The following is a 22,628-nucleotide window of genomic DNA, read 5'->3' as shown; positions in this document are numbered from 1 at the left end:
CTCTCATTTATTTTTTCCGAGGCTTTATAGATTTTCCTGCTTCTGCGGTAACCGGGTCATCTGGCCATCGATGTTTCGGATAGCGCCCCTTCATGTCTTTTTGAACATCAAAATAGCTACCACGCCAAAACGCCGATAAATCAGATGTGGTTTGAATTGGCCTGCCAGCTGGGGACAACAATTCAACAATAATGACTTTATTGTTATCTCCCACCATGAGCAACGTATCGCAACCGAACATTTCCTGGAGACGAACAGAAAGTATGACTTCTCCATCACTTCGATAATTCAGTTTTCGCTTTTCGCCAGATGGCACTAGGATCTGTTGCGGCAGTAGCGTGTCCAGAGCATGTTGCTGGCTCCATGGCAAAGATTCATGACACCATTTGGCCCATGGCAAAGCCTCCAGCTCATTCCAGTGTTTATATGCGCTGAGTTGTTTAGTCAGGAACTTTCTGTCTATAAGCGCTAGTGGCGACAAAGCCTCACGCCATTTTGCCGGTGTATCAAATGCCTGGGGCTGAGAGAGATCGAGAGATTTCGCCAATTGATAACGGTACCACCATTGCCAGTCCTTATCGCTCAGGGGCCACTGCTTACTATCAATTTTCTGTAAGTGACTATACCAGGCTTCGCCAATCGCCAGCTTTTTTGACAAGGCTATTGGCTCTGATTGCAAAATGATGTCGCCAAAACCTTCTATAGCCCGCGCTTCCATTTGCTGCTTTTGAGGATTGTAAACAACCGTTTCTTTGGTTGCGAATGCATTGCAATACAACCGGCGAAGTAACCCTTCATCAATGGGTTCAAGCACACGACATACTACGTCACTGGCAGATAACTGACCGCTAACAACCACTAGCCATGATGCTTTCTCATGGCAACCCGCAGGCATTATCGCGCCCCGTCCACACGCCATTTTATAGCGCCCGTCGCCGCGATAAATACTCACCCTCTGTGCAAACGCAAGTGCCAGGCATGCCGAGAGTGCCTCTTTGCTACTAGCGTCATAGGGCGTATTGAGTTTGATATTTGCTAGCCGGGCATATCGATTAGCTTGCTTTTCGATTCTGCGAATAGTGTATTTATCTGCCCGAGCCATCCAGTCAGACAAATGCAATATGGTATCGGCGGACGGATTTTCCTCCATCACAGCGGCACAATAACAGGCAACATCTGGCAACTGAGGCAGGGCTAACTCATCACAGCGCCGTTTAGCTTCTAACAACATATGCCCAATGTTCGGCGACACTGGCAATGCTGACAACTGACGTCCATAAGGGGTAATACTCCCTTGCTCATCTACGCCCCCCATGGCGGCAAGTTGAGCGAGAGCCAGTTGACATTGTGTACTCGTAGGCGGCGTGAGCAGGGCCATAGCTGATAATCTGGTACCCCAGGCAAGCGCATCGAGCATCAAGCCGGAGATATCTTCCCTGAGAATTTGCGGTTGTGCAAACCGGGCGAGTCTGTGATGGTGTTCTTTACTCCATAAACGATACACTTTACCTGGCCCCAAGCGCCCTGCACGCCCCTTTCTCTGCGTAGCAGAAGCTTGAGATATCATTTGCGTAGTCAAACTGGTAAGGGCCGTCGACGCATGATACGACGGCACATTTTCAAGCCCGCTATCCACCACCACTGTGACACCTTCAATGGTTAAACTCGTTTCTGCGATATTGGTTGCAAGAATAACTTTTCTGCGCTTGTTTTCGTCTGGCACCAATGCCGCTTGTTGCGCATCCTTATTCATTGTGCTGTACAGAAGGTGCATTTGAATATTATGTCTACTGAGAACATCGGACAAGGCGCGACGAACCTGATTTATCAGGGCAACACCAGGCAAGAGCACAAGAATGTCCCCATCATCACGATTAACGCTATCGATGACGGCCCGGGCAGTTTTTTTTGCTACAGAATCTGAATGAGTTTCGCCTAAGTACACTTCTTCGACGGGAAACTGGCGTCCCTCAGTTTTCAATACCCGGGCATCGGGTAATAAGGTTTTTAACTCATCCACATCCAGCGTGGCCGACATTACCAGCAGTCGCAAATCTTCGCGCAACCCCTGCTGAACTTCTATGGCAAGCGCTAAACCAAAATCACTGTGTATACTGCGCTCGTGAAACTCATCAAAAATAATGATGTCTGTACCTGTTAATTCAGGATCGTTTTGAATTAACCGTGACAACACCCCTTCAGTGACAATTTCAAGACGGGTTGACGTACTTGTTTTGGCTTCCCCACGTATGCGATAGCCTACTGTTTTACCGACGTCTTCTCCTAGCAACGAAGCCAGATAAGCAGCCAGATTTCGCACCACCACCCGGCGCGGCTGTAGCATAATGATCTTTTTATCTGGATCAGCAAGTAAGGATAGGGGTAAAACTGTTGATTTACCGGCGCCCGGCGGCGCACCAACAATGACATTGCCTTGTTCCAATTGGTTTAACAGGGGGGTCACTAGTGTGCTGGCGGGTAGTTGATTTTGGCTTGGGTGCATCAAAACACTTTGGTGGTTGCTACAATCACGCTATTTTACCTTTCTCGAAGCATGCTAGCCACCATAGATAAAAACATAAAGTAGATAACCTAATGCGAAGTTTTATTGGTCTTGACCTTTCAATTACGGAAAAGCTGTCTCTTGAGCATTGGCGGGAAAAAGCGCTGCCTGACATTCAGAACAAGCCCAAGCGCGGAACCGCTAATGGGGCTTATGCGGTGCCCTCCGCCAACTTCCATATTACCCTCGCCTTTCTGGGTAATATCACACCGCGCCAACAGGATGCACTGATACCCGCCCTGGATGCATTAAATTCCAAACCTTTTGAGTTGTACTTAGACACCACGGGTTACTGGCAAGGTCCAAAAATCGTCTTTGCCGCCCCATCAACGGCACCTGAAGCACTTTTTCGCCTGGCCGCCAATGTTAGAAAAGCAGCGCGTTCCGCCAATATAAATATCGACGGCAAGGCTTACCAACCTCACGTAACTTTGGTGAGAAAAGCCAGTAATAGCACACCGCCACCATTGTTTATGCCATCGTTAACAGTGAGAGCAGATGCTTTTCATTTATTTGAATCAGTATCTGTACCCTCTGGCGTGCAATATCCCATCAGGGAATCCTGGACACTCACTCCTGATTTGTCTGTTCGCGAACAACTCAAACGCGGTTTACTATGAGTTATGTCAATTCGAGCTTTACAGATGGCCCAGTGATGGGTAAAACATCACAATCCTGAATTTACATATACAGATATCATGCAACAAACATTTCGCCTGGTTATCGACTGCCCGGACAAAATAGGGCTTGTCGCCCGTGTGTCACAGTTTCTGGCTGACCACGGCGCTACTATTGTCGAAGCCAACCATCACACCGACCTGCAAACTGGTCGTTTTTTTATGCGCCATGAAATTGGTGCCGATTCTATACGCTTGGATTACGCTGCTTTCGTTGAAGCTTTCACCCCTGTAGCCAATGAATTCCAAATGAATTGGAAATTAACAGATTCAAGAGTTAAACACCGTGTTGCCCTTCTGGCGAGCCTCGAGTCTCACTGCCTGGTAGATTTACTGCACAGATGGCATACAGGCGAACTCCATTGCGATATTCCACTTATCATTGGTAACCACCCGCAAATGAAGCAGTTTGCAGATTGGTACAAAGTGCCTTTCCACTGGGTGGATTTTAAGGCGTTAGGTAAAGAACAAGCATTCTCACAAATTGAGACACTCTTAGACGAGTACAAGATTGACCTCACCGTCCTAGCGCGTTTTATGCAAATTTTACCAGACACTCTATGCAGTAAGCTGCAAGGCAAAGCCATTAACATACATCACAGCTTTCTGCCTTCTTTTGCTGGCGCCAGACCTTATCAACAAGCCTACGACCGTGGCGTAAAACTTATTGGTGCTACTTGCCACTACGTGACGAAAGATCTCGACGAAGGCCCAATTATTGAGCAAAGTGTTAAACGCATTAGTCACAGTGATACTGCCGCTGATATGGTTCGAAAAGGAAAGGACTGTGAAGTTACTGCGCTGGCACACGGCGTTCGTTATCACCTGGAAGACAGGGTAATTATACATCGCAACAAAACTGTAGTGTTTGCGTAGCAGACAACGCGATAACAAGCTTCCTGAAAACCCGCTCAATGGCAGCGGGTTTTTTCTTTCCATCTATACCCGCCTATTGTCTTGTGTTTTTGTCGTTTGCCGATAAGCATTGTACTCATCCGAACATAAAGGGTTACACTGGAAAATGACAGAAAATGGGATCATACCCTGACAAAACATTAATAACGATAACGATGGAATTATCTATGGGAAAATTAACTTACACTCTTGCCGCAGTGGCAGTCTCTATTGCAATTGGGGGATGTTCTGATCCTTCGCCAACTAAAACATCACCGGTAGATAACACCAGTGCACAACAAGCAGCATCGCCTGCTTTCGACAATGTATTACTCCAGGAATATCAAGGTCCTTATGGTGGCGTACCCCAGTTCGACAAAATGGAATTAGCAGATATCAAACCGGCGCTGGAAGAAGCTATGGCGCTGAACATGGCTGAGATAGAAGCAATTGCCAACAACACTGATACCCCTACTTTTGACAACACCATTGTGGCAATGGAGCGCGCCGGCAGTGCACTAAGTCGCGTGTTTACCTATTACGGCATCTGGAGCTCAAATAAATCAAGCCCGGAATTTCGCGAGATCCGCGCAGAGATGTCGCCTGTCCTGTCCAGTTTTTTCACCAAAATTACACAGAATGAAGCTTTGTTTGCCCGTATAAAAGCGGTTTATGAAAGTGATGCGCTAGAAGCTCTCACTCCTGAGGAGCAACGCATTACATGGATCACTTACAACAGGTTTGCCCGAAATGGTGCAACCCTGGATGGCGAAGCAAAAGCACGATACGCAGAAATAAGTAAAGAACTGGCAACACTATACAATCAGTTTTCTACAAATGTGTTAGCAGATGAAGAAAATTACGTGACTTATATCACGGAAAGTCAATTGAGTGGACTCCCTGATTCTTTCGTCAAGGGAGCGGCAGCTGCTGCCAAGGAAAGAGGCCAGGAAGGTAAGTATGCAATTACTAACACGCGTTCATCTATGGACCCTTTTCTCACCTACAGCACCAACCGGGCCTTGCGGGAGCAGGTATGGCGAACCTATTACAACCGTGGCGACAATAGTGATGAGTTTGACAACAACGCCATCATAAAGAAAATCCTGAAATTGCGGGATGAGCGAGTAGAGCTACTAGGTTATGAAAACTACGCCCAGTGGCGGTTGGAAGATCGCATGGCTAAAACGCCGGAAAACGCCATGGATCTGATGATGAAAGTCTGGCCTGCTGCTATCGCGCGTGTGGAAGAAGAAGTTGCTGATATGCAGGCCATTGCCGATGCTGAAGGTGCCGATATCACAATTGCGCCATGGGACTATCGCTTCTACGCAGAAAAAGTTCGTCAAGCCAAGTACGACCTTAATTCCAACGAAGTAAAACAGTATTTGCAACTCGACAAGCTCCGCGAAGCGATGTTTTACGTTGCAGGAAGATTGTTTAATTTCGATTTTACGCCAGTTAAAGACGGTAGCGTGCCCGTATTCCATCCTGATGTTAAGGTGTGGGAAGTGACTGACAAAGACTCTGGAAAGTTAATAGGTTTGTGGTACTTAGATCCCTTTGCTCGTCAGGGCAAGCGCTCCGGCGCATGGGCCACTACCTATCGCAGGTACACTACCTTCGATGGTGAGACCACTGTATTGGCGTCCAACAACTCTAATTTTGTAAAAGGCGCTGATGGAGAGCCCACACTGATTTCCTGGGATGACGCTGAAACCTACTTCCATGAGTTTGGCCACGCCCTTCATTTCTTATCTGCAGATGTGAAGTATCCTACTTCACACTCAGGCGTCCGGGATTACACCGAGTTCCAATCCCAGTTGCTCGAACGGTGGCTGACAACAGATGAGGTCATCGACAAATATTTAGTTCATTACAAAACCGGCGAGCCTATTCCTGAAGAATTAGTAGCCAAAATCAAAAAAGCCTCTACTTTCAATGAAGGTTTCAAAACTACTGAGTATATGGCTTCAGCAATAATGGATTTGCTTTACCACACCACTGCACCTGAAGGCATCGACCCCGATACATTCGAGCGGGAGCAACTTGCCAAACTAAACATGCCTGAAGAAATTGTGATGCGACACAGGAGCACACATTTTGGTCATGTGTTCTCAGGTGAAGGTTACGCATCATCTTATTACGGATACATGTGGGCCGAAGTTCTTACTGCTGACGCTGCAGAAGCTTTCGCGCAAGCGCCAGGTGGGTTCTATGATGAAGCATTAGCTGGAAAGTTAGTGAAATACTTATTCTCGGTACGCAACGCCATGGACCCAGCAGAGGCTTACCGACTGTTCAGGGGCAGAGATGCGCAGGTAGATGCATTGATGCGGGACAGAGGCTTCCCTCTTCCTTCTGAAAACTAACCCTTAACCGTAAAAGCCTCTGTAATTTCACAGGGGCTTTTTCTTAGAACAGCCTAAAAACCTATTCTGTAAGCCATATGAATTTGGTTATCGGCGCTGCGGTCCCACGACAATGTTAAATCAGAACTGTTAGCTCGCCAGGATTCCCGTCGAAGAGCAAACGACAGCGTGTGCGCTTCTTGCCACCCTTCGGTTTCGAAATAAACTGAAAATGTTGTGCTGTCCGGAAGGGCAAATGACCCGCTCATAGGCAAGTCTAAACTGTGAGCAGGCCGCAACTGAGACGCAAGTCCCATTCTATAGTCTGGCTGCTGCCACCAGGTAATGAGCTCATAAGCGCGGGATGTCACCCGCTGATTAAACACGCCAAACTCCAAAACACCCCGCCCGTAGCGCGCGACCGCCTCCAAGTTAATGGCGCTGGTAATCGATGTTGCAATACTCAGGCGGTAGTCTTTTTGTCGACAGCCATCAAATTTAATTTTGTTTTTAGACAGGGAAACAGAGACGGCATCAGCTATATCTATCTTGTCGCTCAGCCACTCCTCGGCTTTTTCGCCAAAAGATGCACTCGCAAGACACGTACCCGGGGCTAATAACACCGATGCAAGAAGTGAAAGACAGTAATACTTCATTATCACATTACCCCGTTTATGTGCCTTTCAGCCGAGTGGACGCGTTTACAATGAGTAAAGTATAGACAATGAACAAAATTTATTGGGTATAAAAATTAATGCTTGGGCATTATTTCTACACCCTCTGAGGGATCGAGAAAACTTGTCTATCTAAACTTAAGTACGGCGAGCTTAGCACTGCTGTATGGGGTGCTTTCCTGAGTGATCCACACCTCTCCATGTTCGCCATAACACACCCCTTCGACCTGTGTGAATTCCGGAAGAAAGTCGACTGTTTTTACCTCATACTCTGCATTGAGCGTAGCAATAAATGATTTGAACAGACCGAACGCATTACTGTGATAGCCCACCAACACAAATTCCTGGTATTGTTCGCTCCAGTCAGCGCCAGTAACCACACCTGGCAAACCTTTCACGGAGTATTTCGAAGTAAGTACTTGCTTATCGACATCTGTCGGTAATTGGTAGACATGTGAAATGCCAGTATCCCAGCTTTTAGAAAAAATGATGAGATTTTCGTCTCGATAAGTCATCGCCTCACCGTCAAAATCATGGGCGTACGGCTGATTTTGCGCAGGTCGATTGTTTTCGTAAGAAAGCATCATGGTTTGTTCCACATCACTGTGTTGTGCGGAAATTCGATAAATGTTCACTGTTGCTCGTTTGCCAGCATTATTGCCAATGTCGCCGATATAAAGATTCTCTGCATCACCGGTCAGGGTTTCCCAGTCGCGATTGGTGGCAGCCACTTCAACTCTGCCCGTGATCTCCCCATGTCGATTTATCACAAATACTTCCGGCTTATTCCCCGAATCATTAATGGTAAATGCCATATCGTCGCGACAGAACAACCCAGATGTTTCTGATAAATCCGTAGCAAGTGTATTCACTGAATCCACGGAAAAACCGTGCTGGGGAACAGCAGAAACTGAACAACCCGCTATCATCCAAAGTGGGGTTAATAAAAATAAAACTCGGCGCACCTTAACGATATTCCTTTCATGTTTATATCAACTAATTGATAGTAAGCGATTAAAGCAAACTCTTATAGCATACTTAAGTGTATATCAATGCTGTTTGCGGCTAATCCGCATGATTAAAAACACAGTATAAATCAACAGAATGAAAAACAAATGCCGCTAGTCATGCTGATTGCACAAATGACAGCAACAGAAGGAACACATTGTGTCAGACCCACTACTCAGTTTAGTTAGCGTTGGACTGCTCTCTATTTTTTGCCAGTTCCTGGCATACAAAATAAGATTACCTGCCATTTTGCCGTTGTTGATCACAGGTATCGTTGTCGGCCCCGTTTTCGGCATTTTAGATGCCGATGCCTTGTTCGGGGATCTCCTTTTTCCCATCGTATCACTCTCGGTTGCCATTATTCTTTTCGAAGGTTCACTAACGTTAAAATTTAGTGACATTGCAGGCCATGGAAATATGGTTCGTAATTTGTGCAGTATAGGCGTTTTCGTCACCTGGGTTGTGGCGGCGGTTGCAGCACACTATAGCCTCGGGCTCAGTTGGCAACTGTCAGCGTTGTTTGGCGCTTTGGTAACCGTAACCGGGCCTACGGTTATCGTGCCCATGATCCGCACCGTCCGGCCCAAAATAAATGTGGCAAATATCCTTCGGTGGGAAGGCATTGTTATTGACCCTATCGGAGCCTTACTGGCAGTACTGGTCTACGAGTACATCGTCGCGTCTCAGGAAACGGCGCTGCTTCACACGCTTATAGCGTTTGGTAAAACCGTTGGAATTGGCACTCTACTAGGCGTTGGTGCTGGTTATTTACTAGGTCTGGCACTACGAAAAAAACTCGTTCCTCACTATCTTCAGAACACCGCAGTGTTGACCCTGATACTCGGAGTCTTTGCTATTTCGAATCATGTGGCTCATGAATCAGGCTTGTTAGCAGTGACAATCACCGGCATGGTCCTGGCCAACATGAAAGACGTTGAAGTGGAGGATATTCTCGAATTTAAAGAAACCCTGAGTGTACTGCTAATTTCCGGGCTCTTTATTATTCTGGCCTCCCGACTCAACCTGGATAGTGTCTTTAATGTCGGTTCCGGTGTACTCATCGTTTTAGCAGCGATCATGTTCGTCGCCCGACCTTTGTCAGTACTTGCATCCTCAATTGGTACAGGCCTGAACTGGCGTGAATTAGCACTTATCAGTTGGATAGCACCTCGGGGAATTGTCGCTGCCGCTGTATCAGCGTTGTTTTCTTTAAAACTGGAACAAATAGGCTATGAAGGTGCAGGTGTCGTCGTTCCCATTGTGTTTATAGTGATCATTGCCACAGTGGTGATTCAAAGTCTGTCAGCCAAATACGTCGCCCAGTTTCTTGGTGTCCGTTCCCCTCCACCCAATGGATTTCTGATTTTCGGCGGGAGTAAATTTAACCGCCTGCTGGCAAAAGAACTTATTCAGCATAACCTTCCGGTTTGTATCGCCGACACTAACTGGGATGCAATAAAAGCTTCCCGTATGATGGAAATTCCCGCTTATTTTGGCAACCCCACGTCAGATCACGCGGCTCGAACCCTGGATTTAGGTACCTTTGGAACAGTCCTGATCATGTCTCCATATAAACAACTCAACCCAATGATTGCCTATCACTTTGAATACACCGTGGGGAAAGATCGGGTTTGGGGCCTGACCAACAACGAACAAACCGCGCGTCCCAGTCATCAGGTTGGGACGCAATATGCTAAAACACTGACCTTATTTGACGAAGGTGTGACATACGGCTACCTGGCCTCTGCTGTTTCAAATGGCGCGAAAGTAAAAACCACAGGTTTGAGTGACGAGTTTAGTTTTGAGGACTACGTGAAAACCTACAAAGATCGTGCTATTCCCCTTGTTGCTCTGGATGAAAATAACCGAACACACGCGTTTTTAAATGGCAGGGAATTAAAACCAAAATCTGGATGGAAGGTGATAAGTCTGATAATACCTGACAGCGAACCTGTGTGATGTAAATTGGCACCCTATCCGCGGACAGGGTGCCTCTCCCTGGAAAACTGTGCAATCAAGCGCTCCCCTCTGTTCTTATTATTGGATGCTTTATTGTTTGTTTTTTACTTGATTTACACTGTCGGCCAGTTAATAGCAATTATGTGGCCAACTTTAAATAATCATTTAATTTCAGTAATATAATGAATTTATAGTATATTATACAAACACTCGGTGACGCCGCAGGTTCCTTTGTGGTGCACAACTATCTCCGCACGCCCTCACTTGGTGCACTGTATAGACTTTTGAACAAGCTTTGCTGTTATATTTACCGCACCTTTATTAGCTTCTAACACGCCAAAACCTGCTCGACCTGCGCGTTCTGCACTAAACTGGTTTTCCAGCCACGATGCACACTGATGGGTTAGTGCTTGCTCGTCATCAACGATAACTAGCGCCCCTTTTTCCTGTAGATACTGGCAGATTACCGGGTTATTGTATGTATTGGGCCCCATGATTATTGGCAATCTCCACGCAGCGGGTTCCAACGCATTATGACCGCCTTTATCGGCCAAACTACCTCCAACAAAAGCGATGTCGGCTACACCATAGGCGTCGTTCAACTTACCCATTTCGTCAATCAGAAATACCTGCACATTGTTATCTACACAATGATTTTCAGAGGAGGAAGTGAAGGGAACGTTGGATTCCAACAGGAGCTGCCTGACAGTGTCAAATCGCTCGGGGTGTCTTGGTACCAGAATTAGCAGCAAAGAAGGGTGGGCAACAAGTAAATGCTTATGGCAGGCCAGCAATGCCGCTTCTTCACCATCATGGGTGCTGCCGCCGATAATTACTGGCCGCTCACCTTTCTTTAACCCCCACAGGTCGGGCGATGAACTCTCTTTTCGGCTAACCTGGTCAAATTTAATATTGTTGGTAAGTGTTAACTTACCTTCTGGCATACCTAGGAATTTGTAGTTATCATAGTCCCGTTGTCCTTGGGCACACACATGTGAAATCTTATTTAACATGGGTGAAAACAACAGGCTGATCTTTTTATACCGCTGTGCCGACCGGGTTGTCATTCTTGCATTGGCAACGATTACAGGAATTTTCCGACGCCAGCAGCTGTGAATTAGGTTTGGCCACAATTCGACTTCTGTAATTACCACCACCTTTGGCTTTACCCTTTTCAACATACCAGCCATGGCCATATGCAAATCGTAGGGTAAATAAAAATGATGTACTGAGTCTTTAAAAATATCCCTCACCCGTGCAGAGCCTGTAGGTGTGGTTGTGGTAACGGTAATGGCCGTACCCGGCTCTTGTTGCATAATTTTCTTGATCAATACAGACGCGGCCACCACCTCTCCAACGGAAACACAGTGAAACAGGTAACCATGGGGTGCTTTTGGTCGCATGACAAAGCCGAACCGCTCGAATCGACGACGATTGTACTCATTACTTCGTTTTTGCCCGCGAATGATTAAATTGGCAAAGGCAAACGGAATAGCTAATGCCAGTAAGAATGAATACAACCATCTAAATGCATCTTCCGCCAGTGAAGGGGTCCATTCTTTGTTCTTATTTTTCATATAGTGTCTTTTCTCACCGTCATTAAAGTGTCGTGTAAATTTGTTTAGATCGACAGGTATAGTACAAGTATTCCACGACGAAATGACATCCAACACGACACAACCAAAGGTACTCTTTGTAAAATTAAGTGCAATTGGAGACATTGTAATGGCCTCTGGTCTGCCGTCCAATATAAAAGAAGGGTTGAATGCCGCCGAAGTGTACTGGTTGGTGGAAGCTCCTTATGCCGACTTTGTTCGTGCCCACACTTACGTTGATGGCGTCATTCCCTGGCCCAAGCAAGCCTGGTCTTTACTGTTTAAACAAAAAAAATGGCGGAAATTGTTTAGCGAAATACGTCGCTTCAGACGTCAACTTAAACATTTACAAATAGATGTGGCTATTGATGCTCAGGGACTATTGAAAAGCGCAGCTCTGTGCTGGTTGAGCGGCGCACGTCGCAGAATTGGATTTCGCAGTAAAGAGCACAGTCACTGGTTATTAACAGAGTCTATCGACAAACCCGTTTCTGAGAACATGTGTTCTGAATATATTGCGCTGGGAGCTCACTTGGGAGCAACCAATTACACCATGCACCTGCCTGCAGGTAAAAGCGCCATAACATCCGTTAACGTGCTCCTTGAGCAGTACAATCTTTTACCGGCATTTGTCGTACTTTGCCCATTTACCACTCGCCCACAAAAGCACTGGCCTCAATCTTACTGGCAACGGCTAATTAATCTGGTACAGGCTGAATTTTCATTACCTGTGGTCATACTCGGCGGGCCCGGTGACACCGATGCTGCAGAGGAGCTTGCTAGTACCAACGAAAATACGATTAATCTGGCAGGCAAGTTAAGCCTCAGTGCCAGTGGTGCAATATTGACCCACGCACAGGGGGTTATTGGTGTCGACACGGGGCTGACACACCTTGCCATTGCCCACGGGCGTCCGGTACTGGCCCTATTTGGTTCAACCCGCCCGTACACACGAACACCATCGAATAATACCAACGTTTTATTTCAGCCTTTACCTTGCGCACCATGCAAGCGAAAGCCTAGCTGCGACGGCGCATTTACCTGTATGTCGGCCATTCATCCCGAAGACGTTCTTGCCCACCTGCAGACATCACTCCCTACGGCAGTTGCGTTTTGACTATTCGCGTACTCCATATTGAATTAGGCCGGCACCTCTACGGAGGTGCAAAGCAAGTGGTTTATTTGCTCAATACCCTTGATACAGACATGACAAGCAATATTTTGGTGTGTCCTGAAGACAGTGATATTGCAAAGTTGAATCTGGCAAATTGCCATACAGTGCCGATCCCTTACAGTGGCGATCTGGATATCTCTTTTCCTTTCAGACTAAAAAGGCTTATTGCAAAACATCAGCCTCATATCGTCCATGTTCATAGCCGCCGGGGAGCTGATGTATGGGGCGGATTGACATCATCACTTTGCCATATTCCCGCCATTTGTACCCGGCGGGTAGACAACCCGGAAGGAAAAATGGCACGTTTCAAATATCAGTATTACGATGCCATCATCAGTATCTCTAACGGCGTCCAGCGAGTAATTTCGCCACACTGTAATGAGCAGGTACAACACGTCATTCATTCGGCGGTTGATACCTCTGACTTTCATCATCAGCCCGACCGCATTTGGTTTAACGAAGAATTTTCTATACCGCACAGCCATAACGTAGTTGCAAGTTTTGCACAACTTATTCCACGCAAAGGACAAGCAGACATCATTCTTGCGATGAAGGATGTGCATAAAGTATTTCCCAACGTGGTTTGTTTACTCTTTGGCAAAGGTAAACTGAAAAATCATTATCAGGAGTTGATAGATAAACATAATTTAAGCAACTGTGTGCGTCTTTGTGGATTCACCGAAGACGTTCCCAAAATATTGCCTAACATCGACATTTTAGTGCACCCGGCATACGCCGAAGGACTAGGTATTATTCTGCTTCAGGCTGGAGCTTGTAGTAAACCTATCATAAGTTGCCCGGTTGGAGGAATTCCGGAAATAATCATCCACGGAAAAACCGGTTTCATGATTGAACCCGGTAAAGTGTCACAATTGGAAAAGGCTATTTTGCACCTTCTTGAGCAACCTCGGGAAAGGAATAAATTAGGTTTAGCACTCAATGAACATGTAAACGCCCATTTTACTCCTCGCGCAATGGCAGCTCAATACGAAACCCTGTATCAACAACTCTTACAAAAACGGGATCAAAATTAACCCGAAAATACTCTACTAAAGTACTAGATTTTTTTTGCCAAATACTTTTCTTTTGTCGAAGAATCTGACGAAATTTATTCCAAACAGGCGCCAAAAATAGATAACCCCTTGTTTTAAAGACAATTTCCAACTCGGCATAGTTCATGCTAATCAAGCGTGCGTGCTAAGTTTGTTAGCGCTCTACCTAATCATCTTTATAAAGGAATCCACAGATGAATATTAAAAAATTATCAAAGTCAGCCTTGCGTAAAGCGGGTGTTATCGCAGGTTTGACAATCGGAGGTATGTTGTTTGGTGCCGCTTCAGCACAAGCGGCGGCAATAAAAACTGATATTGTTATGATTGTTGATGAGTCTGGCTCTATGGGCGGTGTTCAGGCTAACTTACGTAACAACATTGGTTTGTTCGCATCTATTCTGTCTGCCGGTGGTATTGATGCGCAGTACGCGTTGGTAGGCTACGGCAGAAGTGGTGATCTTATCCGTCTTATCACAGACTTCACTGACCCTGCAGGGTTTGCGACAGCAGCTGCAAACCTGGTTGCTAGCGGTGGTACAGAGCCAGCTTATGATGCAACGGCCTATGCACTTAACTCACTGGCGGCAGAAACAGGGAACCTGACTTACCGTGCAGATGCTGTTAAAAACATGATTTTGTATACCGATGAACGTTCAAATGGCGATAGCGAGTACACAGCGGCATCACTGGACGCGCTTTTAAAAGCAAACAGCTCGCTGTTTAATGCTGTTGTGTCTACAACTGCTTTTACTGATTTGGTTAATCTTGCTGTCAATAATGGTGGTCAGTTCTTCGACCTTGACTTCCTTAACACGAATGACCAGCAAGTAGTGGAAGATTTTGTTACCCAGTTTGCTCAAGTGAAACTACAGGAAACTATCGACTTCTGTGTTGCAAACCCAAATGACCCTGCGTGCCAAAATGTACAGGTTCCTGCGCCTGCTACATTAGCGTTGTTCGTTCTTGCTGGCCTTGGCTTTGCCAGTCGTCGTAAATTCGCTTAAGCCTTAGTTTAACGGGTTCGTTGAACCCGATTTCCAAGCATAAAAAAACCGCTCACATGAGCGGTTTTTTTGATTCTTTCAGCGATTACGCTTCTGCGATAACAACCAACTTAACAGTAGTCATAACATCAGAGTGCAATTGCAGATCGATATCGTATTCACCAGTTTCACGTAAAGTACCTGTAGGCAGTTTAACTTCTGCTTTAGTCACTTCTACGCCAGCAGCAGTTACTGCATCAGCGATGTCACGTGTACCGATAGAACCGAACAATTTGCCTTCGTCACCAGCTGGAGCAGCAATAGTTACTTCACCCAACGCAGTTACTTTGTCAGCACGGGCTTGAGCTGCAGCCAACTGATCAGCAATTTTTGCTTCCAATTCTGCACGACGTGCTTCAAATTTTTCGATGTTAGCTTTCGTTGCAGGAACTGCTTTTCCTTGAGGGAAAAGGAAGTTACGTGCAAAACCAGCTTTAACAGATACCTGATCGCCCAGACCACCAAGGTTAGCGATTTTGTCTAATAAGATGATTTCCATCTAGGTTACTCCTTCGCCAATTACTTGTTGTGTGAATCTGTGTACGGCAGCAACGCTAAAAAACGCGCACGTTTGATAGCTGTTGACAGCTGACGCTGATACTTAGCACTGGTACCAGTGATACGGCTAGGAACGATTTTACCGCTCTCAGTGATGTAGTTTTTCAGTGTAGCAATATCTTTATAATCGATTTGCTCAACACCTTCTGCAGAAAAACGGCAGAACTTACGACGTCTGAAAAAACGAGCCATGATTGATCTCCTTACGCGTTGTCTTCAGTGGTTTCAGTTTTCTTTTCCGCGCGCTCAGGGCGTGGAGCAGAATCGTCACGACGCTCACGACGTTCTTCCTTCATCATAGGAGAAGGTTCAGTCACAGCATTCTTCGTGCGCATAACCAGGTTACGCAGGATCACATCGTTAAAGCGGAAAGCATTTTCCAGCTCGTCAACAGCTTCTGCAGTTGCTTCAGCGTTGATCATAACGTAGTGTGCTTTGTGAAGCTTTTCGATTGGGTAAGCCAGTTGACGACGACCCCAGTCTTCTAAACGATGAATTTGACCACCGTCTTGCTTCAGGATAGTGGTATAACGCTCGATCATACCAGGTACTTGTTCACTCTGATCAGGGTGAACCATAAATACGATTTCGTAATGACGCATTACACGCTCCTTACGGTTGTAGCCTCGACAGTACAGCCAGACTGTATAGAGACAAGGAACTTAAAGTAAGATGGCTGTAAGGGCGCGCATTATATAGATGATCTGGTTACTACACAAGCAAATATGTTGTAGAAAAGCATAGTCTGCTGAGTACAGGTTAACTTGCGACGAGTACAGCAACACCAACCAGTGCAGCCGACGACCACAACATTGTACTACGACTGATCTTATCTCCCATGATTGCTGCCACCATCAGAGAAAATATGGCACTGGTAGCAATCAGCGTTTGAACAATACCCGCCTTGGCATTGGCGAAGCCCAGCATTTGAAAATACATGGCCAGGACAGTACCGAGGAAAGTCGCAAGGGCAAAAATCCCCCACACTCTGGCTTTGATTTGTACTTTCGGTAGCCACTTCTCACGGCGGCCTGCCATAAGTAAAGCCACGAAAACAACTCCCCCAGCCAATCGCCAACAGGTGGCTTCTGTTGCACCAATATTATAGCTGGTTAATATATCGCGGCTGATAACCGCTCCCACGGCCTGACAAACTGCAGCAGCGGCAGCAAAAAGATAACCTGTTGAAGGCACAATATGCGGTGACATTTTACGTGTCGACTTAATGACCATATCCACCGAGAGAATTACGACAGCCACGCCCAACCACTGCTTCCAATTAAGCCATTCAGCTATCCAGACCATAGCCAGTAACGCAGCAAAAATAGGCGCTAGAGTTTCAGTGACCAACACGGTCTGGCTGTCTCCTATGCGCTTTAATGCAAGAAAGAAACAAGTATCACCAATGCCAATACCAACTACACCGCTGACCAACAGCCATATATAAGCCTCAACAGGAAGATGAGAAAAGGGAATAAAAACCACACAGACTAAGCTGAGTAACACCAGTGTGACGATACCTTTATACAAATTCATCGACAGTGCTGAAAAGCTATCACCCAATTGACGAAACATACGTGCGGCAATAGCCCAAAAAAGTGCGGTGGCAAGGGCGGCGAGTTCACCGGTCATGGTTATTACTGATAGTTATGGATTACGAGGGACAGCATGCTATCAAAATAAGCATGCTGTGAGTAGTGATCTTGGTGAGAAGTAAACGTCTCAGGCCAAACAGTAGTTAGTTACGAAAATCGGTCAACGTATTGTCTTTAATTTCCCGCGCCCAGATGTTTCTAAAAGAAACCGGGTTTGAATGATCCTGCAGTTGCAAGGGTGCGCAGCCGTGCTCTTCATATGATGGCCCGCCTATCCACTCAGTTTTACCCAATATTTCAGTATGATTTTGAACCAGTACACCATTAATTAACACGGTAACGTAAGCAGGCTTTATTAATTTCCCGTCAGTAAACTTGGGAGCATTAAAGATGATATCGTAACTTTGCCACTCTCCAGGTGGATGCAATGGATTTACCAATGGGATTGACTGCTTGTAGATACTGCCAGCCTGACCATTGGGGTAGGTTTTATTGTCATAGGAGTCGAGAATTTGTACCTCGTAGCGCTGCTGAAGAAAAATACCCGAATTATTCCGCTCTTGACCTTTCATTCCTTTAACTTCTGGTGGGGTTTTCCACTCGAGGTGCAGTTGTACATCACAAAAGCTTTGTTTGGAGACTATATCCCCTGTTCCGGGTTTTACGGTTAAAATATTGTCATTCACCAGCCACTTCGCTTCACCGCCCTTGCTACTTTCCCAGGCATGAAGATCCTGACCGTCGAATAATACAATAGCATCTGACGGTGCTTGCCCCGGCCTTGCTGAAATTACTGCTGGTACCGGCTCCCACACCTCAGACTTTTTAGCCTGCTCATGAGGGGTCAGGGTTTCGGTGGCAGCCACAGTCGAAAAGCCCGCGACCATCACAGCAATACCCATGGAATTTAACCAAATCTGTTTCACTTTATTGTTCCTTTCTACAACAAGGGACATCAACTCTTATCCCTCGCAAAATTAACACTAAACCCAGCCTGACCTTTACCACGACGAGACCTGTCAACAAGGCAATGAATCATGTTGCCCAAGCAGCTTGTCCTTTTTTATAGGGCACGTTACCGTCGTACCGAGTGGGAATAGGGTCGTAACGAAGCACTTGTGTGCCGCCTACTTTAGACGTAAAGAAGCAGAAAATGACCAGCTGTTTAATAAGGGAAAAATAATGGGGGAGTACAGCTACTTCTTGAGGACCCCAAGAGTTCGGTCGCCGGGTATCCACACTCCACAATCCTTTATCTTTGTTATACTGACGGGCCTCATCATCTAAATTGGTTAACATGGCCAGCTTGTTCTCGCCACTGAGTAACAGGAAATCTTTCCCGTACTGTGATTTTGCAGAAGCGTTCAGCTTTAACAAACCATCCCTAAACGTTTTTTGTAGCGCGGGGGTATAACAATCTGCAACTAATACCGCCATCATACTGCCGACATCAGCATCCTTCGCGCCAGGGCTGGTCGTGCGAGGCAAAATAACCTCGCCAATTTCATTCATATACGCCACATCATCTTTTGAAAAGCCCGTTGCTTTGAGTGGGACGGATGGAAACTCCACGTAAGCCATAACATCGCCCATCATGGCAACCCCTGAAGCAGCAGTAATCATTTTAAGTAAATCACGACGATTCATATTACAGATTCCCCTTCTTTAACTCTTCCACAGCAAAGTGCGCTGCCCTGGCAGTCATCGCCATATACGTCAATGAAGGATTCACACATGATGCAGAGGTCATAGCAGCACCATCGGTGACAAACACATTGGGTGCATCCCATACCTGATTGTTGCCATTTAGCACGGAGGTTTTCGGGTCCCGCCCCATCCGGGCAGTACCCATTTCGTGAATACCCATTCCCGGCGCATATTCAGATTCAAAACCCCTGACATTTTTTAATCCCGCAGCTTCGAACATGTCAACTGCATCCTGCTTCATGTCCTTGCGCATCCTGCGCTCGTTTTCCTTTATCTCTACGTCGACTGCAAGCACTGGTAGCCCCCACTTGTCCTTTTTGTTTTCATCGAGATAGATACGATTTTCATGGTAAGGCAACATTTCACCAAAGGCCGTTGCACCGATATTCCAGCCACCTGGCTCGACCATGGCTTCTTTAAGGCCTGCTCCAATCCCCATCTCTGCAATATCTTTGCTCCACCCACCTCGGCCTGCACCTCCCTGGTAGCCGAAACCGCGCAGATAGTCACGCTTATCATCGCCCCAATTTCTAAAACGCGGAATGTAAAAACCTGCAGGACGACGCCCTTTGTAGTACCTGTCATCGTAACCTTCAACCGGTGCGCTTGCCCCCACTCTGAAATGATGATCCATGACGTTGTGACCTAGTTCGCCACTGCTACTGCCAAGCCCACCTTCCCAAACATCTGTCGCCGAATTCATTAACAGCCAGGTAGAATTGAAAGCCGACGCATTAACGAATACGATTTTGCTGTTAAACACATAAGTTTGATTAGTTTCCGCATCGATGATCTCGACACCCGAGGCCCGTTTGGTGTCTTTGTCATAAATAATTTCTTTAACAATGGAAAATGGACGTAGTGTGAGGTTACCTGTCGCTACAGCAGCCGGCAGTGTAGATGACTGTGTGGAAAAGTAACCCCCGAAAGGACAGCCAAGCCAGCACTTATTCCGGAATTGACAGCCGACTCGAATATCATTGATGCCTTGGGTAATATTCGCGGTTCGTGCATGGATGATTTGACGACTACCGTTAAACGCTTTTTTCACTCTTGCTGCAACGTCTTTCTCAACAATGTTAAGCGGAATGGGAGGCATAAAGTGCCCGTCTGGCAGTACATCCATGCCTTCCCGGGTGCCGCTGATACCAGCGAATTTCTCTACATAGTCATACCAAGGTGCTAAATCTTCGTAACGGATAGGCCAGTCGACAGCGATACCTTCTTTAGCATTTGCCGTGAAGTCTTCCGTGTTCAAGCGATAACTTTGACGCCCCCAAAGCAGTGACCGTCCGCCAACGTGATAACCGCGGTACCAATCAAAACGTTTCTTTTCTACGTAAGGTGCGTCTTTCTCATTGGCCCACATGCCAAATGTAGGCTCATTTAAAGGGTAGTCTCTACGCAGCACCGGATAGCCTGCCTTCATTTCCTGCGTGGCTAACCCCCGGTGCGGGTAATCCCAGGATTCCTTATGCGCATTTACGTAATCTTTAACGTGCTCGATATTCTTACCGCGCTCCAGCATGAGCACTTTCAGCCCCTTTTCTGTGAGTTCTTTGGCAGCCCAGCCGCCACTGATCCCCGAGCCTACAACGATTGCATCGTACGTGTTATTTGCCATGTTTTTTCCCCTTAAACATATGCGGCAACGCCTTGACCTGTTTAAACATCACAAATGCGAACCGCTTGACTAAGCGATTGTAGTTTGTCTGCCTGATTATCTGGTGTCGGTAGAAATTCCTGAGCTAGATAGCCGGTGAAGTTCAAGTCCGCTATTGCTTTTGCAATGGCGGGATAATATAACTCTTGGGATTCATCAATCTCATGCCTCCCAGGCACACCGGCCGTGTGGTAGTGGCCAAAATACTGATGGTTTTCACGAATGGTGCGAATGATGTCCCCTTCGCTTATCTGCATATGATAGATGTCATACAACAATTTAAAATGGTTTGAACCGAGACGTCGGCACAGCTCAATACCCCAGGCCGAGTTATCTGCCATGTAATCAGGATGATCGATTTTGCTGTTAAACAATTCCATTTGCAGCACTACGCCATGTTTCTCTGCGTGAGGGACGATTTTCGACAAGCCTGTTACGGCGTTTTTCAGCCCTGTTTCGTTGTCCATACCCCGTTTGTTGCCACTAAAGCAAATGAGGTTTGTGTATCCAGCCTCTGCTACCTTTTCAATGTGGGTAAGATATCGAGGAATGAGCTTGTCGTGAAAACGGGCATCACACCAGCCATCTTCAAGATTGAGCTCTGCACCGTTGCACATTGAACAATCAACGCCGTGCTTTTTAAGAATATGCCACTCGTCCGGCCCCACCAAATCGATAGCAGCAAAACCCATGTCCTTTACAGCAACGCATAGTTCATCTAACGACAAGTCCCGATAGGTCCAGCGTGCTACTGCATGGCGAATGTTGCCTTTTAGTGTTGTGTTATCTGTTTCAGTACCATGGGCAGAGGCCTTAAGAGAAAGCGTGCCAGCTGTGGTTAGCCCAATACCAGAAAAAGCCAAGCCTTTGAGAACTGTTCTTCTTGAACTATGCATTTGCAGATACCTTTTCGTTTTTAAAAGCCAAAGCGAACAGAGCCAGCACAACCGCGGCAAACCCTGCTGGGAATAACCAAATACTTGTCCAGTCACTGACCCCATTTGCGGTGTATGAATCTGTAATTTTTCCTGCTACCCAGAACCCTATCAGCATACCCATACCGTAGGTTGCAAGCGTGATAAGGCCCTGCGCTGCACTTTTTACTTTCTCACCGGCCTTGGCATCGGTATATATTTGTCCGGATACAAAAAAGAAGTCGTAACAGATGCCATGTAACGCAATACCCAGTATTAGCATGAACATACCATTGCCGGCATCGCCATAGGCAAACAACATATAACGTAGTACCCAGGCCAACATCCCCAGTACTAAAGTCGCTTTGATCCCAAAGCGATTCAAAAACACCGGTAGGGCAAGAATAAAGATTGCCTCTGAAACCTGCCCCAACGTCATTTTGCCAGTAGGATTTTCGACGCCAATTCCCGCCAGAAAGGGGTTCGCATTTTGGTAGTAGAACGCCAGTGGTATACAAATCAACACAGAAGAGATGAAAAACACAAGGAAGCTGCGGTCTTTTAACATGGACAATGCGTTCAGACCTAGCATTTCAGAGATGCCGCCGGTACTTCCCGCGCCTTTTGGCGGCGTAGCTGGTAATGTAAAACTAAATATACCCAAAACTAAAGATGCGACGGCACACAACAAGAAGGTGTTTCGTAACATGCCCTCACCGATAGCTGCCTGGGAATCCCAGGAAAATACGTAGCTGATAACGAGGCCAGCAACAATCCAACCAATAGTACCCCATACTCTGACCTTACCGAACTCTTTCGAAGGATCTGTCATTTGACTGAACGACACTGAGTTTACTAATGCTAATGTAGGCATATAAGCAATCATGTAGCCAAGTACATAAGGATAGAAAGATGCAAAGTTCTCCGCCTGGTACATCATGTACATAAGCACGGCGCCGGCGAGATGTAAAATCCCAAGGATCCGTTCAGCATTGAAAAAGCGGTCGGCGATAAGCCCCACAACGAAAGGAGCGATGATGGCGCCCCACGACTGGGTGGAAAACGCCATACCTATTTCACCACCGTTGGCATTTAACGTCTGTCCCAAATAGGTACCCAGGGTAACGAACCATCCTCCCCAAATAAAAAACTGGAGAAACATCATGATACTCAGGCGCGTCATTATCATTCTTATATCCTC

The 22,628-nt window shown here is 46.4% G+C and carries 20 protein-coding genes; 7 read left to right on the top strand and 13 right to left on the bottom strand.

Going from position 1 to position 22,628, the window contains the following annotated elements:
* Positions 1 to 7 precede the first annotated feature (7 nt).
* Positions 8 to 2,503: an ATP-dependent helicase HrpB gene (hrpB, locus tag ACXACM_RS05665; RefSeq protein ID WP_474820382.1), complete on the bottom strand. Its 2,496-nt coding sequence runs from the start codon at positions 2,501 to 2,503 to the stop codon at positions 8 to 10.
* 92 nt (positions 2,504 to 2,595) lie between these two features.
* Here hrpB and thpR point away from each other — a divergent pair, with 92 nt between their 5' ends.
* The 3 genes from thpR to ACXACM_RS05650 all read left to right on the top strand — a co-directional run bounded on the left by thpR (position 2,596) and on the right by ACXACM_RS05650 (position 6,506).
* The gene (thpR, locus tag ACXACM_RS05660) at positions 2,596 to 3,183 is read left to right on the top strand and encodes an RNA 2',3'-cyclic phosphodiesterase (RefSeq protein ID WP_474820381.1); all 588 of its coding nucleotides are present in this window, start codon (positions 2,596 to 2,598) and stop codon (positions 3,181 to 3,183) included.
* Between the two features lie 78 nt (positions 3,184 to 3,261).
* A complete protein-coding gene (gene purU / locus ACXACM_RS05655; RefSeq protein WP_474820380.1) occupies positions 3,262 to 4,116 on the top strand; it encodes a formyltetrahydrofolate deformylase in 855 nt (284 codons plus the stop codon).
* A gap of 206 nt (positions 4,117 to 4,322) precedes the next feature.
* Positions 4,323 to 6,506 carry a M3 family metallopeptidase gene (locus tag ACXACM_RS05650; protein ID WP_474820378.1) on the top strand — a complete coding sequence of 728 codons (2,184 nt, stop codon included), beginning with the start codon at positions 4,323 to 4,325 and terminating at the stop codon, positions 6,504 to 6,506.
* Between the two features lie 53 nt (positions 6,507 to 6,559).
* On the opposite strand, the gene ACXACM_RS05645 is transcribed toward ACXACM_RS05650, so the two are convergent.
* A complete protein-coding gene (locus ACXACM_RS05645; protein ID WP_474820377.1) occupies positions 6,560 to 7,141 on the bottom strand; it encodes a hypothetical protein in 582 nt (193 codons plus the stop codon).
* Positions 7,142 to 7,287: 146 nt separating this feature from the next.
* Positions 7,288 to 8,124 carry a hypothetical protein gene (locus ACXACM_RS05640; RefSeq protein WP_474820376.1) on the bottom strand — a complete coding sequence of 279 codons (837 nt, stop codon included), beginning with the start codon at positions 8,122 to 8,124 and terminating at the stop codon, positions 7,288 to 7,290.
* Positions 8,125 to 8,326: 202 nt separating this feature from the next.
* Here ACXACM_RS05640 and ACXACM_RS05635 point away from each other — a divergent pair, with 202 nt between their 5' ends.
* A complete protein-coding gene (locus ACXACM_RS05635) occupies positions 8,327 to 10,126 on the top strand; it encodes a cation:proton antiporter (protein ID WP_474820374.1) in 1,800 nt (599 codons plus the stop codon).
* A gap of 260 nt (positions 10,127 to 10,386) precedes the next feature.
* Here ACXACM_RS05635 and waaA read toward each other — a convergent pair whose 3' ends face one another.
* On the bottom strand, positions 10,387 to 11,703 hold the full coding sequence (gene waaA / locus ACXACM_RS05630; RefSeq protein ID WP_474820373.1) for a lipid IV(A) 3-deoxy-D-manno-octulosonic acid transferase: 1,317 nt from the start codon (positions 11,701 to 11,703) through the stop codon (positions 10,387 to 10,389).
* 40 nt (positions 11,704 to 11,743) lie between these two features.
* On the opposite strand from waaA, the gene ACXACM_RS05625 reads away from it, so the two are divergent.
* The 3 genes from ACXACM_RS05625 (at position 11,744) to ACXACM_RS05615 (ending at position 14,951) form a co-directional block, all read left to right on the top strand.
* Positions 11,744 to 12,838 carry a glycosyltransferase family 9 protein gene (locus ACXACM_RS05625; protein ID WP_474820372.1) on the top strand — a complete coding sequence of 365 codons (1,095 nt, stop codon included), beginning with the start codon at positions 11,744 to 11,746 and terminating at the stop codon, positions 12,836 to 12,838.
* Entirely contained in the window at positions 12,835 to 13,929 is a 1,095-nt protein-coding gene (locus ACXACM_RS05620) for a glycosyltransferase (protein WP_474820370.1), read from the top strand. The genes ACXACM_RS05625 and ACXACM_RS05620 overlap by 4 nt, the downstream gene beginning before the upstream one ends.
* 212 nt (positions 13,930 to 14,141) lie before the next feature.
* A complete protein-coding gene (locus ACXACM_RS05615) occupies positions 14,142 to 14,951 on the top strand; it encodes a VWA domain-containing protein (RefSeq protein WP_474820369.1) in 810 nt (269 codons plus the stop codon).
* Positions 14,952 to 15,036: 85 nt separating this feature from the next.
* Here the strand turns inward: ACXACM_RS05615 and rplI are convergent, their stop codons facing one another.
* The 9 genes from rplI to ACXACM_RS05570 form a co-directional block, all read right to left on the bottom strand.
* Positions 15,037 to 15,489: a 50S ribosomal protein L9 gene (gene rplI, locus ACXACM_RS05610; RefSeq protein WP_474820368.1), complete on the bottom strand. Its 453-nt coding sequence runs from the start codon at positions 15,487 to 15,489 to the stop codon at positions 15,037 to 15,039.
* A gap of 20 nt (positions 15,490 to 15,509) precedes the next feature.
* Positions 15,510 to 15,740, bottom strand: a complete 231-nt coding sequence (gene rpsR / locus ACXACM_RS05605; protein WP_070126454.1) for a 30S ribosomal protein S18 — start codon at positions 15,738 to 15,740, stop codon at positions 15,510 to 15,512.
* A gap of 11 nt (positions 15,741 to 15,751) precedes the next feature.
* Positions 15,752 to 16,150 carry a 30S ribosomal protein S6 gene (gene rpsF, locus ACXACM_RS05600; RefSeq protein WP_474820366.1) on the bottom strand — a complete coding sequence of 133 codons (399 nt, stop codon included), beginning with the start codon at positions 16,148 to 16,150 and terminating at the stop codon, positions 15,752 to 15,754.
* 157 nt (positions 16,151 to 16,307) lie between these two features.
* Complete coding sequence (locus tag ACXACM_RS05595) at positions 16,308 to 17,180, bottom strand: EamA family transporter (RefSeq protein ID WP_474820365.1); 873 nt, start codon at positions 17,178 to 17,180, stop codon at positions 16,308 to 16,310.
* 106 nt (positions 17,181 to 17,286) lie between these two features.
* Positions 17,287 to 18,030: a 3-keto-disaccharide hydrolase gene (locus tag ACXACM_RS05590; RefSeq protein ID WP_474824237.1), complete on the bottom strand. Its 744-nt coding sequence runs from the start codon at positions 18,028 to 18,030 to the stop codon at positions 17,287 to 17,289.
* Positions 18,031 to 18,178: 148 nt separating this feature from the next.
* Positions 18,179 to 18,790: a gluconate 2-dehydrogenase subunit 3 family protein gene (locus ACXACM_RS05585; RefSeq protein ID WP_474820363.1), complete on the bottom strand. Its 612-nt coding sequence runs from the start codon at positions 18,788 to 18,790 to the stop codon at positions 18,179 to 18,181.
* A 1-nt stretch (position 18,791) separates the two neighbouring features.
* Positions 18,792 to 20,474: a GMC oxidoreductase gene (locus ACXACM_RS05580; RefSeq protein WP_474820362.1), complete on the bottom strand. Its 1,683-nt coding sequence runs from the start codon at positions 20,472 to 20,474 to the stop codon at positions 18,792 to 18,794.
* A gap of 41 nt (positions 20,475 to 20,515) precedes the next feature.
* Positions 20,516 to 21,409 carry a hydroxypyruvate isomerase family protein gene (locus ACXACM_RS05575; RefSeq protein ID WP_474820361.1) on the bottom strand — a complete coding sequence of 298 codons (894 nt, stop codon included), beginning with the start codon at positions 21,407 to 21,409 and terminating at the stop codon, positions 20,516 to 20,518.
* Positions 21,402 to 22,616, bottom strand: coding sequence for a nucleoside permease (locus tag ACXACM_RS05570; protein WP_474820359.1), 1,215 nt, complete (start codon positions 22,614 to 22,616; stop codon positions 21,402 to 21,404). The genes ACXACM_RS05575 and ACXACM_RS05570 overlap by 8 nt, the downstream gene beginning before the upstream one ends.
* Between the last annotated feature and the right edge of the window lie 12 nt (positions 22,617 to 22,628).

This window comes from Alteromonas sp. AWQ4_252 (genome assembly GCF_056158205.1).
The sequence above is the reverse complement of the archived record's forward strand: the minus strand, read 5'-3'. Positions and strand labels throughout refer to the sequence as shown.